Annotated in this window: 17 protein-coding genes; 6 read left to right on the forward strand and 11 right to left on the reverse strand. The window is 64.3% G+C overall.

Features of this window, described 5'->3' with window-relative positions; genetic code table 11:
* Nucleotides 1–3 precede the first annotated feature (3 nt).
* From K5R33_RS10205 to K5R33_RS10215, 3 genes are read left to right on the forward strand one after another with little or no spacing between them, the layout of a single operon-like run.
* Nucleotides 4–981 (forward strand): ABC transporter permease, encoded by a 978-nt coding sequence (locus K5R33_RS10205; RefSeq protein ID WP_220749071.1) that lies wholly within the window; start codon nucleotides 4–6, stop codon nucleotides 979–981.
* Complete coding sequence (locus K5R33_RS10210) at nucleotides 978–1,934, forward strand: ABC transporter permease (RefSeq protein WP_220748921.1); 957 nt, start codon at nucleotides 978–980, stop codon at nucleotides 1,932–1,934. The genes K5R33_RS10205 and K5R33_RS10210 overlap by 4 nt, the downstream gene beginning before the upstream one ends.
* Nucleotides 1,931–2,242 carry a hypothetical protein gene (locus tag K5R33_RS10215; RefSeq protein WP_220748922.1) on the forward strand — a complete coding sequence of 104 codons (312 nt, stop codon included), beginning with the start codon at nucleotides 1,931–1,933 and terminating at the stop codon, nucleotides 2,240–2,242. Before K5R33_RS10210 ends, K5R33_RS10215 begins: the two co-directional genes overlap by 4 nt.
* Before the next feature lie 8 nt (nucleotides 2,243–2,250).
* Here the strand turns inward: K5R33_RS10215 and K5R33_RS10220 are convergent, their stop codons facing one another.
* On the reverse strand, nucleotides 2,251–2,451 hold the full coding sequence (locus tag K5R33_RS10220; RefSeq protein ID WP_220748923.1) for a hypothetical protein: 201 nt from the start codon (nucleotides 2,449–2,451) through the stop codon (nucleotides 2,251–2,253).
* A 151-nt stretch (nucleotides 2,452–2,602) separates the two neighbouring features.
* Here K5R33_RS10220 and K5R33_RS10225 point away from each other — a divergent pair, with 151 nt between their 5' ends.
* Together K5R33_RS10225 and K5R33_RS10230 are read left to right on the forward strand one after the other, a co-directional pair.
* Nucleotides 2,603–3,595, forward strand: coding sequence for an ABC transporter ATP-binding protein (locus tag K5R33_RS10225; protein WP_255588438.1), 993 nt, complete (start codon nucleotides 2,603–2,605; stop codon nucleotides 3,593–3,595).
* Nucleotides 3,592–4,611, forward strand: coding sequence for an ABC transporter ATP-binding protein (locus K5R33_RS10230; RefSeq protein ID WP_220748925.1), 1,020 nt, complete (start codon nucleotides 3,592–3,594; stop codon nucleotides 4,609–4,611). The genes K5R33_RS10225 and K5R33_RS10230 overlap by 4 nt, the downstream gene beginning before the upstream one ends.
* An 18-nt stretch (nucleotides 4,612–4,629) precedes the next feature.
* Here K5R33_RS10230 and K5R33_RS10235 read toward each other — a convergent pair whose 3' ends face one another.
* The 8 genes from K5R33_RS10235 to K5R33_RS10270 all read right to left on the reverse strand — a co-directional run bounded on the left by K5R33_RS10235 (nucleotide 4,630) and on the right by K5R33_RS10270 (nucleotide 11,515).
* Entirely contained in the window at nucleotides 4,630–4,992 is a 363-nt protein-coding gene (locus K5R33_RS10235) for a Lin0512 family protein (protein ID WP_220748926.1), read from the reverse strand.
* On the reverse strand, nucleotides 4,992–5,345 hold the full coding sequence (locus K5R33_RS10240; RefSeq protein ID WP_220748927.1) for a Lin0512 family protein: 354 nt from the start codon (nucleotides 5,343–5,345) through the stop codon (nucleotides 4,992–4,994). Before K5R33_RS10240 ends, K5R33_RS10235 begins: the two co-directional genes overlap by 1 nt.
* 1 nt (nucleotide 5,346) lies before the next feature.
* On the reverse strand, nucleotides 5,347–5,811 hold the full coding sequence (locus K5R33_RS10245; protein WP_220748928.1) for an ureidoglycolate lyase: 465 nt from the start codon (nucleotides 5,809–5,811) through the stop codon (nucleotides 5,347–5,349).
* Nucleotides 5,808–7,277: an allantoinase PuuE gene (puuE, locus tag K5R33_RS10250; protein ID WP_220748929.1), complete on the reverse strand. Its 1,470-nt coding sequence runs from the start codon at nucleotides 7,275–7,277 to the stop codon at nucleotides 5,808–5,810. The genes K5R33_RS10245 and puuE overlap by 4 nt, the downstream gene beginning before the upstream one ends.
* Nucleotides 7,278–7,340: 63 nt before the next feature.
* Nucleotides 7,341–8,108 carry an IclR family transcriptional regulator gene (locus K5R33_RS10255; RefSeq protein WP_220748930.1) on the reverse strand — a complete coding sequence of 256 codons (768 nt, stop codon included), beginning with the start codon at nucleotides 8,106–8,108 and terminating at the stop codon, nucleotides 7,341–7,343.
* Nucleotides 8,109–8,115: 7 nt separating this feature from the next.
* The gene (locus K5R33_RS10260; RefSeq protein ID WP_220748931.1) at nucleotides 8,116–9,477 is read right to left on the reverse strand and encodes a TRAP transporter large permease; all 1,362 of its coding nucleotides are present in this window, start codon (nucleotides 9,475–9,477) and stop codon (nucleotides 8,116–8,118) included.
* Nucleotides 9,474–10,148, reverse strand: a complete 675-nt coding sequence (locus K5R33_RS10265) for a TRAP transporter small permease (RefSeq protein WP_220748932.1) — start codon at nucleotides 10,146–10,148, stop codon at nucleotides 9,474–9,476. Before K5R33_RS10265 ends, K5R33_RS10260 begins: the two co-directional genes overlap by 4 nt.
* Before the next feature lie 137 nt (nucleotides 10,149–10,285).
* Entirely contained in the window at nucleotides 10,286–11,515 is a 1,230-nt protein-coding gene (locus tag K5R33_RS10270; RefSeq protein ID WP_220748933.1) for a TRAP transporter substrate-binding protein, read from the reverse strand.
* Between the two features lie 121 nt (nucleotides 11,516–11,636).
* On the opposite strand from K5R33_RS10270, the gene K5R33_RS10275 reads away from it, so the two are divergent.
* The gene (locus tag K5R33_RS10275) at nucleotides 11,637–13,253 is read left to right on the forward strand and encodes a GMC family oxidoreductase (RefSeq protein ID WP_220748934.1); all 1,617 of its coding nucleotides are present in this window, start codon (nucleotides 11,637–11,639) and stop codon (nucleotides 13,251–13,253) included.
* 94 nt (nucleotides 13,254–13,347) lie between these two features.
* On the opposite strand, the gene K5R33_RS10280 is transcribed toward K5R33_RS10275, so the two are convergent.
* Nucleotides 13,348–14,637, reverse strand: coding sequence for a mannitol dehydrogenase family protein (locus tag K5R33_RS10280; RefSeq protein WP_220748935.1), 1,290 nt, complete (start codon nucleotides 14,635–14,637; stop codon nucleotides 13,348–13,350).
* Complete coding sequence (uxuA, locus tag K5R33_RS10285) at nucleotides 14,634–15,785, reverse strand: mannonate dehydratase (protein ID WP_220749072.1); 1,152 nt, start codon at nucleotides 15,783–15,785, stop codon at nucleotides 14,634–14,636. Before uxuA ends, K5R33_RS10280 begins: the two co-directional genes overlap by 4 nt.
* Nucleotides 15,786–15,787 lie beyond the last annotated feature (2 nt).

A 15,787-nucleotide genomic window follows, 5' to 3' on the forward strand; every position in this document is an offset into this window, starting at 1 on the left:
GGGATGCTCGCCTACATCATTCGTCGAATCTTTCAGTCGATTGTCGTCCTGCTTGCCGTGGGACTGGTCGCGTTTTCCATGTTTCGCTTCGTTGGGGACCCCATCGAGCAGCTTTTGGGGCAAGAGCGCACGGTCCAAGATGTGGAACGTCTGCGCGAGGCTCTGGGTCTGAACGACCCCTTTCCGGTGCAGTACTTCGATTTCCTCGTGCGTGCGGCCCAGGGGGATTTCGGCATAAGCTACCGGCAGTCGCGTCCCGTGGCCGACATCCTGCTGGAACGCGCGCCCGCAACGCTTGAGCTGGCCTTGGTGTCGGGCCTCCTGGCCTTGGCGGTCGGGATCGGACTGGGCGTGTTCACGGCGATCCGCCGGGATGGGTGGGCCGCCAACATCATCATGTCCGCGTCGCTGATCGGGGTTAGCTTGCCGACCTTCCTGATCGGGATCCTGCTGATCTACGTCTTCGGTGTCCAACTGCGATGGCTGCCGACCTTCGGGCGGGGGGATGTGGTTGATCTGGGCTGGTGGACGACCGGCTTCCTGACGAGTTCGGGCCTGAAGTCCCTCATCCTGCCGTCCATCACGCTGGGCCTGTTCCAGATGACACTGATCATGCGCTTGGTCCGGTCTGAGATGTTAGAGGTTCTGCGCCAGGACTACATCCGCTTCGCCCGCGCGCGGGGTTTGTCGGCCAAGGCTGTCAACTTTCGCCACGCCCTTAAGAACACGATGATCCCGGTGATTACGGTCACCGGCCTGCAACTGGGCGCGATCATCGCCTTTGCGATCATCACCGAGACGGTGTTCCAATGGCCGGGCGTCGGGCTGCTCTTCATCAACGCGGTACAGTTCGTGGATATCCCCGTGATGGCCGCCTACCTGATGTTGATTTCCGTGATGTTCGTGATGATCAACCTGTTGGTCGATATCCTCTATGTCTGGGTCGATCCCCGCCTGCGCATCGACGGGAGGCACGCATGACCGATACGCCCGACACCAATAGCCCTGCGCCGCCCCAGCCATCGCGCCTGCGGGTCGCTTGGGACAGCGATATCGCCTATTCGTTCCGGCGGTCGCCGGTCGCCATGGGCGCGGCCTTCGTGACGCTGATCCTTGTGCTTGCGGCTGTCTTTGCCCCCCTGGTGGCGACGACGAACCCGTTCGATCCGGCCTCGCTGAACCTGATGAATGGCTTTTCCGAGCCGGGCGTGCCCAATGCCTTCACCGGAGAGACGTTCTTCCTTGGCACCGACGACCAGGGGCGCGACGTCTATTCCACCATCCTCTACGGCCTGCGTATCTCTCTGTTTGTGGGGTTCATGGCCGTTTTGTTCGCCATGGTGATTGGCGTCTTACTGGGCCTTGTGGCGGGCTACGTCGGCGGCTGGACCGAGACGATCATCATGCGCGTGGCCGATGTGCAGCTGACCTTTCCCTCGATCCTTGTGGCGCTGCTGATCTTTGGCGTGGCGCGTGGGGTGATCCCCATTGAGTACCGGGATCAGATGGCGATTTGGGTTCTGATCATTGCCATTGGCCTGTCCGATTGGGTGCAGTTCGCTCGGGTCGTGCGGGGGGCCACCTTGGTCGAGAAGAACAAGGAATATGTTCAGGCGGCGCGTTTGATCGGACGGAAGCCTGGGGCGATCATGTTGCGGCATATCCTGCCCAACGTGCTGTCGCCGGTTCTGGTCATCGCGACGATTTCCCTGGCCCTGGCGATCATCGCTGAGGCGACGCTGTCCTTCCTGGGGGTCGGCGCGCCGCCGACGCAGCCGAGCCTTGGGACGCTGATCCGTATTGGTCAGGACTTCTTGTTCTCCGGAGAGTGGTGGATTCTGTTCTTCCCGGCCTGCACGCTTCTGGCGCTGGCGCTGTCGGTGAACCTGCTGGGCGATTGGTTGCGGGACGCCCTGAACCCGAGGTTACGGTGAGTGACCCGTTCAAGGGCACTTTATTCTGGCGTCCGTCGGAGGCGGAGCGCGCGTCGCTGCGCGGCCATCTGATGGCGGAGCTTCCGGCTGGGCATATCCTCTGGACCCACCGCGACACCTTGGCTGTTGAGGGGCGGGACCAGACTGGGGACCGTTTGGCTGTGACCTCTGCTGACCCGAGCGTTCCCGCCGCCGTGGTCCAGATGACCTGGACCGGACGGCCTGGCATGGCGCCGTTTCTGCCGGAAACGGAGGTCTATGCCTCCGTCCCGGCAATGATCGAAGCCCTTCTGGAGGAGGCGCAATGACCCCGTGGTCACTCCACCCGGAGCGAGGCCAAACGTTGCATCGTGTCGATTTGGGGGGCCATGGTGCACCAGTGTTCCCCGTCCCCAGCGGCGACCCAATGGGCGTCGCGGGTTTCGGCGTGGACGATATAGCGCCCGGGTTCGGCACTGATTTGATCCGGGCCCATCAAGGTCAGGAACATGGCGAGGTAAGAGGCAGTCAAACACATGGCGTCATCCTTTCGTTGCTGCGGCCCTCCCTTGCCGATGCGCCTGACCCTACTCTGAAATCGCGCCGGTTTCGCTGCAATGCAGCAGATATTTGCGCCGCAACGCAGCATTTGCTGAAAGATCAATCGCGTTTGCACAAGGAATATGCATTTGTCTGATGCTTCGACCCCCGTTCTGTCCTTGCGCGACCTGACGGTCGACATCCCGACGCGGCACGGCACCTTGCGGCCCGTGGATCGGGTCAGCTGGGATATCCACGCCGGAGAGATCCTGGGCGTGGTGGGCGAATCCGGTGCGGGCAAGTCCATGACCGGCAATGCGGTGATCGGTCTGTTGGATCCTCCGGCCCATATTTCGGGCGGTGAGGTCCTGCTGGAAGGGGAGCGGATCGACCACTACACCCTGCCGCAGATGCGCCGGGTGCGTGGCAAGCGGATCGGGATGGTGTTCCAGGATCCCCTGACCTCGCTCAACCCACTTCTGACCGTAGGCGAGCAGTTGGAGGAGACGATCTTGCGTCACCTCCCCGTCAGTCGCGACGAAGCGGCGGCTCGCGCCATTCGGGGCCTGGACGAGGTCGGCATTCCCTCCGCCAAGAACCGTATGGGCGCCTATCCGCATGAGTTCTCCGGCGGGATGCGGCAGCGTGTGGTGATTGCCCTGGCCCTCTGCGCCGAGCCGACGTTCTTGATCGCCGATGAGCCGACGACCGCCTTGGATGTTTCGGTCCAGGCCCAGATCACGGCCCTGCTCAAACGGCTGTGTCGCGAACGGGGGATGGCCGCGATGCTGGTTACCCACGATATGGGCGTGATCGCCGAGACGGCGGACCGCGTCGCCGTGATGTATGCGGGCCGTCTGGCCGAGATCGGCCCCGTGTCCGAGATCGTGGGCCGCCCGCGCCACCCTTATACGGACGGGCTGATGGCCTCGACCCCCGCCGCCAGCGCCGGACAGGCCCGTTTGCGCCAGATCCCCGGCAACATGCCGCGCCTGGGCAAACTGCCCCAAGGCTGCGCCTTCAACCCGCGCTGCCCCCGGGCCGAGGCCAAGTGTCGTCAGGACCCGGCCCCCCGGGTTGGCGATGCCGATGCCCGTGCCGCTTGCTGGTTTCCCATTGCTGACACGGGGGCTGCCGCATGAAGCCGCTCGTCTCTGTCCAATCCCTGACCCGCGTCTTCGACGTCTCAAAACCCTGGCTGAACCGCGTGATCGAGCGGTTGCCCAAGCGTTTCTTGACCGCCGTGTCGGACGTCAGCTTCGACATCCCGGCCCGCTCGACCTATGCGCTTGTGGGGGAAAGCGGCTCGGGCAAATCGACCATCGGTAAGATGGCCGTGGGCCTGTTGCGGCCCTCCGAAGGCCGGGTGGAGATCGACGGCGTTGATCTGGTGACCGAGAGCGACCCAACGGTCATCGACCGCATCCGCACCGATATCCAGATGATCTTTCAGGATCCCTTTGCCTCGCTCAACCCGCGCTGGCGGGTCCGCGACATCATCACGGAACCCGTGGCGGCCCGCGGTGGCGACGTGACGGGGCTGGCCGAAAGGCTGCTGCTGCAAGTCGGTCTGGCCGCTGAGGATGCGGGCAAGTACCCACACCAGTTCTCGGGCGGGCAGCGGCAGCGGCTCTGCGTGGCCCGTGCCCTGGCCTCCGAGCCGAAGCTGATCGTCTGCGATGAGCCGACCTCGGCCCTGGATGTGTCGGTCCAGGCCCAGGTGTTGAACCTCATGAGCGACCTGAAGGACGAGCACGGGCTAACGTACCTGTTCATCAGTCACGATCTGACCGTTGTGCGGCACATGGCCGATGCTATCGGCGTGCTCTATTTGGGTCGTCTGGTTGAAGAGGCCGCGCCAGACGATCTGTTCACCCGACCCGCGCATCCCTACACCGCCATGTTGATCGACGCGGCGCCCAAGCTGGATGCCTTCGGGCGCGAAGTGACCCCGCCCGAGGGCGAAATCCCCGATCCCATCGACCCGCCCAAGGGCTGTGCCTTTCACCCGCGCTGTCCCCTGGCCATCGCCAAGTGCAGCGCGGAACGACCGACGTTGCAGCCGTTTGGCAGGGGCCGTGTGGCGTGCCACCGCGCCGGCGAGGTCACCTTGGAGAGTGCGCAGACCGGCCCGCTCCGCGCCCGCGCGGACGCTTAGCGACGGCGTGCGCGGCGCTTAGGCGCTGAGCGTAAAAGGGCTGTTCTCGGTGTCCAGGAAGGCACGCACACCCGCGATGACCAGCGTCGTGTCCGAGCTTCCGCCCATCCCCTCGTCGGTCAAGCCCCCCTCGACACAAGTCACCTCGACCGTGCCATAGGGCAGGGCGGCGGCCACGGCGGCCTTGTCCACGGCCTCCGGGTCGGGGCAGGCGATGGTCAGCTCGATCCGCATCTTCTGCGGGACCTTCCAAGCATAAAAGACCGACAGGGACGAATGCCGGATCGCATCGGACACGGCGCGCAGAGCGGCCTTGGTCATATCGTGCCCATGCACATCGGCGCCCATCCCGATCTCCAGGATCAACTGCTGCTCGGCCATCAGGCGACCTCCCCTGTGATCTTCACGTCGAAGCTGACTGAGACGATGGCATTGGCGACGATCACCGTCTTTGCCCGTGACGGCAGGGCGGCGCCGCCCTTCACGGCCTCCACCGTCACGGTGCCATAGGGCGCCTCGGCGGCCACGCGGTCGGTGTCCACCTGAGAGGGGTCGGGCGTGCCGACGCGGATATCCACCAGCATGGCGTCCCGCTCAAACCCGAAGGCCGGGCCAATGGTCAGGGAGTTGCGGTGCAACGCGTCGAACACGGCACGGCAGGCGGCCTTCGTATGGTCCTCGCCGGTCAGGTCGGTGCCCATGCCCATCTCGATGGCGAATTGCGTCTTTGGCATCTTAGCTCCCTATGATCCACGGTGTGGCGTAGTGGTGTTCTTCCAGGTTGTCGGCGGTCTGTTCCCGGTCGATCACGGCAAACAGACCGGGGCTATGCAAGGGCGTCAACACGCCGTGCCAGGTGCCTCGGTGGAACTGGATGCCCTGATGTGGCGCGGTGACGAAGGCCTTTGGCGTTGCGTCTGGTCCGTCCGCCACAATCACCAGAAACGGGTGTTCGGTCATGGGCAGGAACGCTTGGCTGCCCTTCGGATGACGCTCGATCAGGTCTAGCGTGTAGGGCAGGCTGCGCGGCTCCGCGTCAAACAGGCTGACTGAGACCGCGCCATCCACATCCGGGCGACAGCGGTCATGCCACCGCGTGCAAAGGCCCCCGTTGATGCGCCGCGCGTCGCCACCGGCGCAGGCGATGAGCGTGCCGTAAGGCGCGAAGAGCTTCTCTGTTATGGGGATCGGGACAATCACCAGTCCAGCGCCTCCAGCCGCAGGCGCGCGATCCGTTCCACCTGGGCGCAGGCCTCCGTGAACTCCGCAGCGCTGTCATTGGCAATGCGTCGGTGGAAGGCGTCCAGGATGCTGTCCTTGGTGTGGTCTCGCACGGCGATGATGAACGGAAAGCCATGGCGCGCGACGTAGTCTGTGTTGAGCCGCTGAAACGTGTCCCGCTCCCCATCGGTCAACAGGTCGAGGCCCGCGCTGGCCTGCTCGGCGGTGCTATCCTCGGTCAGGCGCCCGGCAGAGGCGAGCTTGCCCGCCAGGTCCGGGTGCGCGCGCAGCACCGCGAGGCGCTCCTCCTCTGTCCCGCCGCGGAAGGCGCGGGCCATGGCCGCCGCCAGGCCCGCAGGATGGTGGTGCGCGGGTCCAAGCTCCAACGCCCAGGCGCGTTCCGCCACCCAGGGGGAGTGCTCATAGATCCCACCGAACCGCGCAACGAAGGCGTCGCAGTCCATCTCATGGGCCATCTCGCCGGGGGGCACCGGGATATCCGACAATTCCGGGATGGCATCGCGGACAATGTCGCGGCCTGCGGGGACGTTGACGGCACCCACCGGGTGTACCCTGTCCCAATGGTCCGCAATCTGGGCGCGCGTTGCGATCCAAACGCCCTCGTGGTCGCGCACATGGTCCAGGAAGCGCTTTAGCGCCATGGCCCGTCCGGGCCGCCCGGCGAGGCGGCAGTGCAGGCCAATGGTCATCATGCGTCCGCCTTCTGCATAGAGACAGTCGAAACTATCGCGCAGATACGTCTCCCACGAAGCGCCGTCGGCGTGACCCGCTTGGATAGCAAACCGCATATCGTTGGCGTCCAGCGTGTAGGGCAGGATCAACTGGCTGCGGTCGCCAAGCCGCACGCGGTACGGCAGGTCATCGGCATAGCTGTCCGAGATATAGGCGAGGTCCCCTTCCTCCGCCGCCAACCGGACCGTGTTCATGGAACAGCGCCCCGTGTACCAGCCGCGCGGGGGTGCACCGGTGGTGGCCCGGTGCAGATCCAGAGCTTCGCGGATGGCGGCCCGTTCGTCGTCAGGCGACATGTCTTTGTGTTCCACCCATTTCAGCCCGTGGGAGGCGATCTCCCACTTGGCACCTTGCATGGCCTCTACCTGCAAAGGCGACCGGGCGAGGGCCGTCGCGACCCCATAGACCGTCACCGGCAAATCGCGCAGCATCCGGTGCAGCCGCCAGAACCCGGCGCGGGCGCCGTACTCATAGATGGATTCCATGTTCCAATGGCGTTGATCCGGCCAGGGCTGGGCACCCGTGATCTCCGACAGGAACGCCTCGGAGGTCGGATCCCCGTGCAGCACGTTGTTCTCGCCCCCCTCCTCGTAGTTCAGCACGATGGACAGGGCGAGCCGTGCGCCGCCGGGCCAGTGGGCATCGGGCGGGGTCGGGCCGTGGCCCAGAAGGTCACGAGGGTAGCGGTTCATCGGGGTCTCCGGCAGGGGCGTTCCGATGACCATGGCGCGCGTCCGCCTGCGGGTCCAGGGGCGTCAGTCGGTCACCAGGGCCGCCAATTGCTGGGCCGCTTCCTTGAGGCGCGGCAAGCAGGCGCGGGCGCCATCCAGGTCCATGCGTTGGGTCGGCGCGTGAACGGACAACGTCGCGAGCAGCCGGTTGTTCGGGTCGAGGATTGGGACGGCAACGGCCACCATATCTGGCATGAACTCGCCCCGATCTTCGGAATGGCCCCGTCGCCGGATCGTTGCCAACGCCGACTCCAGACTGGCGCGATCCGTGTAGGTGTCCGGCGTCTGGGCCTCAAGCTCCGTGGTATCGAGATAGGTCTCCAGGGTGCGCGGGGACAGGGTCGACAGGAACATCTTGCCCGATGCCGTGCAATACATGGGAACACGCGTCCCCGGCGGGAGCTGAATGCGCAGGGGCCATTCGGTTTCCACCCGCTCCAGATAGACCATACGGTCGCCCTCTGGCAGCGCGATGTTGCAGGTCTCACCGATGGAATGGGACAGCTGCGTCAAGATCGACTTGCGCGCCGTTTGGATCTGAGCGGAGGAGAGAACCCCCCCGGCCAGGCGGCGCAATCGGGCACCGGGCAGATAGGCCCGGCCCCCGATGTCGCGTTGCAGAAACCCTTCGTCCAAAAGCGTCGAGAACAACCGGTGGATGGTGGGTTTCGGCAGGCCGAGGCGGGCATTCACCTCGGTCGGGGTGATCGGGACACCGGCGCGCGCCACTTCTTCTAGCACCATGAGAAGGCGCAGATTGGTGGGGATGCTGTCGGACCGGTGTCCATCCATCGGGTCGTTACCTCATGAGTTCCACAAGCCCGGTCGAAAGGCCTGGTACAAGGGCCACAACCAGCCAAACCAGAAGCAGCGCAACAAGATAGGGCACCGTGTAGGGCAAAAGCCGGAAGTATGGAACGCCAGTCACCCCAGATGCGACATAGAGGTTCAGGCCATAGGGCGGCGTAATGAACCCGATGGAGGCCCCGACGAGGAAGATCACTGCGAATTGCACCGGCTCCACGCCCACCTCATGGGCAATCGGCGCGAGGATGGGCGCCAGGATGATCGTCACCGGCAGCGACTCCAGGACCATGCCGCAGATGAAGACGATGGCCATGGCGGTGAACAGCACTGCGTAGTAGCCGCCCATGCCCGTCACGAAATCGCCGATGGTCTGCTGCGCGCCCAGAACCGACAGGTTCTGCTGCATCACGACCGAGACCGCGATCAGCGGCGCCAGGATGCCAGTGATCTGGGCCGACCGCATGGTGATCGACGGCAATTCGATGGGGCTGAAGCCCTGGACCAGCAGCATCTCAGCAAAGGACTTATCCTCCAGCGGGCGGTCCTCCTCTTTGCCCATCATCTTGTAGAGGGGCAGACAGATAAACCCGACGATCACGCAGAAGCCGACGGTCACGCCAGCGGCCTCGGTCGGGCTAAAGCGACCCGTGTAGATGCCCCAGAGAACAAGGCCGATGGCGAAGAAGCCGAGCCATGCGCCGATGCCAGTTTTGAGCATCCGCGCGAAGGACAGGTTGATCAGGATCCCCCACTTGTTCACGAAGGACAGCACGAAGGCCACGATCATCATAGCCAGGACCATCATGGCGCCGGGCACGATGCCCGCGATGAACAACTCTGAGATCGGCAGGTTCATCAAGAAGCCGTAGACGATGAAGATGATCGACGGCGGGATGATGATCCCGACGCAACCGCCCGCCGCCGCCGTGGCCGCCGAGAAGCGTTCGTCATAGCCGCCTTTGACCATCTCCGGATGCAGCATCGATCCGATGGTGGCCGTTGTGGCTGAGTTGGAGCCCGAGATGGCCGCAAACAGGCCACAGGCGCCGAGCGCGGCCATGGACAGACCGCCCCGGATCCAGCCGAGGCAGGCATAGGCATAATCCGACAGCCGCCGCGCGATGCCCGAGCGGTTAATGAGGTCACCGGTCAGGATGAACAGCGGCATGGCCAGCAAGGCAAAGCCATTGGTGAACACATCCGACAGGGCTTGCCCAATATTCAACAGCGGCAGCGACAGCACGAAGGACGTGCCGATAACCCAATAACCGATCACCAGAAAGACCGGCACGCCTAACATGAACAGGACGGTCACGCCGACTGAGATCAGGGTGATGAGAGTTCCGTCGGTCATGCGTCACCTCCGATCACGGCTTGCTCGATGAGGGTGTTGCCCTCGCGGAAATTCTTGAGGTCTTTGACCAGGTTCTCCTGCACGCGTGCTGACAGCGCCAGGAAGGCCAGGGGGACGGAGGCCAGGAACCACCACTGCATCACGTTGTCGGTGCCCGCCATGAAGCGGAAGTTGGCGGCGGCTGCGATGGTGTCTTGGGTCGTTGTCACGATGACGATCCAGGCAAAGACGATCCAGAGGACGGCGTCCAAGACCAGGCAGGCGATCTGCCCCGTCCGCGGCATGGCCGTGCGGAACTCAGAAAATGCCAGGTGCGTGCGCAGCTTGACGTTATAGCTGCACCCGACCCAGGTCATGATCAGGAACAGGAACGGGGGCAGTGTCGTCGACCAGGGCTTTTGCCCATCGAAGTAGAACCGCTCCAACACGCCTTCAAAGATGATGTAGCCGATGGCCAGATAGCTGACGACCATGACCGTCGGTTCAAGGTACCGCTCAATGAATGGCACGAGGCGGTAGATCGTCGCCAGCAGTGCCCCGCCCAAGATCGTGACAAGCAAGCCAAGGGACCAGCCTGCCGTTTGGTTCTGCCGGATGGCATCCCCAAGCATCCATGCGTCGTTTCCGAAAAAGGCGGAGATTATCTCGCCCATGCCGCCGAAGACTTCCATCGACGCACCCTCCCAAATGTGTCCTTGCGACCCTCCCGGTCGCGTCCGGGGATCCTATCACGCCATGTCAGCGTGCGTCCCTTCGTGAAACCGGGCGCCGATGGCGCCCGATCCGTTTTGTCTGGATCCGAGAGGGATCAGGCTTTCCACCAGCGACGCGGCTCGACGTTTTCGGCCAGCGTGTGGGTGTTTTCGCGCGCGATACGGTAGATCTCGGCGTAGGTGTCGAGACCGCCGGACCAACCGTTGAGGCGCTCGCGCCACTGTTCCCACTCGGCGGGCTGGAACTCGGGCGAGCACATTTCCTCGGCCATCTTGATCTGCTCAGCCGACAGATCCGCAACGCGGACGTTGTTCTCCGCAAAGATCGTGCCGGGCTTTTGCGGGTTCGAGGCGCCGACGGTGTTGACCAGGGCGGCTTCGTTGGCGGCCTGGACGTGGACCTGGGTCAGGTAGGCCGATTCCATCACGGCATCCTGCAACTCACCCGACAGGCTGTCGAAGACCGAGGCCGACATGGCGGTGTGCTCGGTGCCGCAGAAGAAGCGCAGATCGACTGACTGGGACACAACCGGCGACATGTTGGCGTAGGCCACGGCCGAGGCCCAGGTTTCCGCGCCGTCGATCAGGCCCTGCTTGAGACCGTCGAGGGTTTCTTCCCAGGCGACCGGTACCGGGTTCAGGTTCAGCAGGCGCATGGCGATCCGGCCTAGCTGGGTCCCCGTCACGCGGTTCTTCGTGCCAAACAGCTCTTCGATCGAGGTGACCGTGGGCTTATCGGCAAAGGTCGAGCCCATCTGCAGGCCGCGCAGTTCGGCGTGGCTGAACAGGAACTTCAGGCCGTGGCGCTTTTCGTAGGGATCCCGCAGCAGCGGCACCGACTCGGGCGAGTAGAGGAAGTGGTATTGGTCGGCCCGGGTCCGGAACTGGTACGCATAGTCCAGCACGTTCAGATAGGGCGCACCACCGGCGGAGTTCTGAGTCGAGGCGGCGTACATGTCGACGATGCCGGACTGGGTTTTCTCGACGCAGGACGTCTGACCACAGATCTGGTTGTCGCCAATGAACTCCACCCGGATCTCACCGTCGGTGCGGCTTTCCAGGTCGCGGGCGAACTCCAAAACGCCGGCGCGTTCGATCAGCAGGTTTCTTTGGTTGAAACCAGCGGCACCAAGCTTGAAGGTGTGCTTAGCTTCTTTGGCGAAGCGCTTTTCGTAGCTCGACTCGGCTGCGCGGGCGACATCTCCCAAAGTCACGGCGCCGGTCAGTGTGGCCGCCCCGAGGACGACAGACGACATGCCGTACTGGCTTGTCAGTTTGAAGAAGTCGCGGCGCGAAATGCCCGCGAGTGCGTTGGACGCTTTCATGTATTCCTCCCTGAGTGTGCAAATATGATACTTGCAGTCTCAATATTCAGCATTCTAAGCTGGCGCTGACAAGCTTTTCTTTCGCAAATCCTGCGCAAAGATCGGATGGGAGGGTCTGAACATGGCTGAAGTCACGGCTGATTACGTGGTTGTGGGGGCTGGATCGGCGGGGTGTGTCCTTGCGAACCGGCTCTCGGCAGACCCGAAAAACAAGGTGATTCTGCTCGAAGCAGGGCCGCGCGATTGGAACCCCTGGATCCACGTGCCGGTCGGGTACTTCAAAACGATGCACAATCCGACCGTCGACTGGTGCTACCGCACGGAACCTGATCCGGGCCTGAACGGACGTCAGATCGATTGGCCGCGTGGCAAGGTCTTGGGAGGGTCCTCGTCGCTCAACGGTCTGCTGTACGTGCGCGGCCAACCCGAAGACTACGACCGCTGGCGCCAGATGGGCAATTCCGGTTGGGGTTGGGAGGACGTGCTGCCCCTGTTCAAACGGTCCCAGCACCAAGAACGGGGTGCCGATGATTTCCACGGCGCAGATGGGCCGCTCTGGGTCTCAAACATGCGCCTGCAACGGCCCATTTGCGACGCTTGGGTCGCGGCGGCCCAGAACGCGGGATACCCGTTCAACCCCGATTACAACGGTGCCACGCAGGAGGGCGCGAGCTACTTCCAGCTGACTACCAAAAAGGGGCGGCGCTGTTCCTCGGCGGTGGCCTTCCTGAACCCGGCGCGGTCGCGTGACAATCTGACGATCATCACGAACGCTCCGGCCAGCCGTTTGATTCTAGAGGGTTCTCGCTGCGTGGGCGTCGCCTATAAAGACAAAGCCGGTGTGGAGCAGATCGTTCGCGCCGGACGCGAGGTCGTGGTCTCGGGTGGCGCGATCAACTCGCCCCAACTGCTGATGCTATCGGGCATTGGCGAGGCGGCGCAGCTTCAGGAGCACGGGATTGACGTGCACACGGATCTGCCCGGCGTGGGTAAGAACCTCCAGGATCACCTGCAAGCGCGTCTGGTCTACAAATGTAACGAGCCGACCCTGAACGACGAAGTGCGCAGCCTGTTCAATCAGGCGCGGATCGCCCTGAAATACGCGATGTTCCGGTCTGGCCCCATGACCATGGCGGCCTCGCTGGCGACAGGATTCTTTAAAACCGGGGACCATGTGGCGACGCCGGATATCCAGTTCCACGTGCAGCCCTGGTCGGCGGACAGCCCCGGCGAAGGCGTGCATCCGTTCAGCGCCTTTACCATGTCGGTCTGTCAGCTAAGGCCCGAAAGCCGTGGGGAAATTCGCCTCGCCTCGCCGGAGGCAGGCGTCTATCCGAAGATCATTCCCAAGTACCTCAGCGAAGAGGTCGACTGCCGTACCATCGTGGACGGCATCAAGATCGCCCGCCGAATCGCCCAGCACGCGCCGCTAAAGGACAAGATCTCGGAGGAGTTCCGTCCGACCGCTGATCTGGCCATGGACGACTATGAGGGCACGCTGGATTGGGCGCGCAACAACTCCGTCTCGATCTATCACCCGACAGGGACCTGTAAGATGGGACAGGGGCCGGGGGCCGTGGTGGATGAGCGGTTGCGGGTCCATGGGATCAGCGGCCTGCGCGTCGCGGATTGTTCGATCATGCCTGAAATCGTGTCGGGCAATACCAATGCACCGGCGATCATGATTGGCGAAAAGGCCTCTGACTTGGTGCTGGAAGACGCCCGCGTGGGCGCCTGAACCGTAGGTATGATCCAGGGGTGACCCTGGGGTGATCTGTGTCGGACGTGCGGACATCTGAAGGTCGGCACGTCCTCGACGGAAAGGCGGTGTGTCAGAGAGCCTGGCGCACCGCCTTTTTCCATCGCGCGTCTGCGAAAACGTCGGTTCCATCCAGACCGGGGACCTGGACCAGGGCGCTGACCGGATCGTCCTGCCGCGCCGCGTCTTGCAAGGCGTCGGCCAGCGGGTCGCTGATTCCTTCGGCGGTGCGTAGATAGCGCAGCCAGGCGGCGGTGGCCTGTGCATGGGCGGTGACGTCTCCGCCAACGGGCAGCAGGTCTCGGACAGGGGCGAAGATGCGTTGGGGCATCTTTTGACTGCCATCCATGGCGATTTGTAGACAGCGGTGGTCGATGGTCGGATTGGCGAAGCGGTCGATCAGGGCACGGGCATAGGCCGACGTATCGAGTGTCGCGGGCAGGGTCCGCGCGGCCGCATCCATAACGGCCCTGACGCGGGGCATCAGGGCCCGGTCGGCCATGACATCGCGCACATAGGCATGGCCTGCCAGGGCCCCCATGTAGGCGATGGCTGAATGCGCCCCGTTCAGCATCCGCAGTTTCATCATTTCATAGGGAGCAACCTCTGCCACGACCTCCGCCCCGACGGCCTGCCAGTCGGGGATGGGGCCTGCGAAACGGTCCTCGATCACCCATTGGGTAAACGGCTCCGTTTCAACCGCCAGGGGGTCGGTCCGTCCGGTCTCGGTGCGGACCAGTTCCAGGGTCGCATCGCTCGTGGCCGGGGTGATTCGGTCCACCATGGTGTTGGGAAAGGTGCAGGTCTGGGTGATCCAGGCCCGCAAATCCGGGTGTGCTCGGGCCGCCGTCAGGTGGATCAGGCGTTCCAACACCCGCCCATTATCGGGCAGATTGTCGCAGCTGATGATCGTAAGCGGGCCTGCGTCCGCGGCCTTCCGGGCGGCTAGGCCCAACAGAAGGGTCCCGATCAGGCCCCTTGGCGCCTCTGGGGTGGCTAAGTCATGGGCCATTGTCGGATGGGTGTGGTCCGGCCCGCCCGTCGCGCGGTCCAATCCATATCCTTTTTCGGTGACGGTGATCGTGACGACCTGGACCGCTGGATCGGCCAACCGTTCGACGATGGGGGCGGCGCCGCGCGACAGGGCATGGCCGCGCTCGATCACGTCGATCTGGCGCAGGGTCGGGCCGTCGGGCGCACGGGTGACGAGGGTGTAGCTTGGGTGGGTTTCAATCGCATCGGCGAGGCTGGGGTCGCGCATGGACACCGCCTCGATCCGCCACCCGCCGGCATCCTCGGTATAGACAGCCTGGTGTGCTCGGTGAAACGCGCCAAGGCCGAAGTGCAGGATCGTCGGCTTCATACCAGTGCCGCCATGGCGCCGCGCAGCTCCGCCAACCCGCGCAGGCGCCCTATCGCGGGATAGCCCGGAGCGGTGTCGCGGGTGTGGTCGTCCAGGATCATCTGGCCGTGGTCGGGGCGCATGGGGATTTGGGCATCCTCGCGCCCAGCGGCGGCACGCCGGGCCTGCTCGGCCAGCAGGGCGCGGATCACGGCGATCATGTCGGTGGAGCCCTCCAGATGCGCATCCTCAAAGAAAGAGGTCGGAATGGTCTCGGCCTCGCGCCGGACATTGCGCAGGTGGGCGAAGTGGATGTGCGGCCCGAGCCGCTGGGCCATGCCTGGCAGGTCAACATCGGGCCGGGCGCCCAGGCTGCCGGTGCAGAATGTGATGCCGTTCGCGGGCGACGGCGCGGCGGCCAGCAGCGACAGGTAATCGGCCTCGGTTGAGACGATTCGGGGCAGGCCGAACAGCGGCCAGGGCGGGTCGTCGGGGTGGCAGCACAGGCGCATGCCGAGGTCTTCGGCTACAGGGACCACGGACTGGAGGAAGGCGGCGAGATTGGCGCGCAATCCGTCCTCGCCCACATCGGCATAGGTCATCAGTTGGGTGCGGAAACTGTCCAGGGTCCAAGCCTCCATCGCGCCGGGCAGACCTGCGAGGATGGTGGCGGTCAGGCGGTCAGGGTCGATGCCGCGGGTCATAGCGGCCTCGGTGACCTCTGGCGCATAGGTCCCGTCTCGGCCCAGCACGCGCAGGTCGAAGGCCGCGAAATCCACCAAGTCGAACCGCAGGGCGCGCGCGCCGTCAGGGCGGGGCCAGGCGAGGTCGGTGCGCGTCCAATCCAGGATCGGCATGAAGTTGTAGCAGATGGTCCGCAGCCCGGCGGCGTGACAGGCCCGCAGGCTATTAATCCAGGTGTCTGTATCTGCTTTGGCCTTGGGCCCGCCGGTCTTGATGGCCTCGGTCACGGGCAGGCTTTCGACCACGTCCCATGTCATACCCGCCGCTTCGATCTGCGCTTTGCGGGCCAGCAATGTCTCCACGGGCCATTCGGTGCCGGGCGGCAGATCGTAGAGCGCCGTCACGATCCCCTCGACCCCCGCTTGTCGAATGTAGCGGAGTGGGATGGCGTCCGAGGGGCCGAACCAGCGCCAAGTCTGTCGCATCA

Source organism: Jannaschia pagri (assembly GCF_019655435.1).
GTDB classification, from domain to species: Bacteria; Pseudomonadota; Alphaproteobacteria; order Rhodobacterales; family Rhodobacteraceae; genus Jannaschia; species Jannaschia pagri.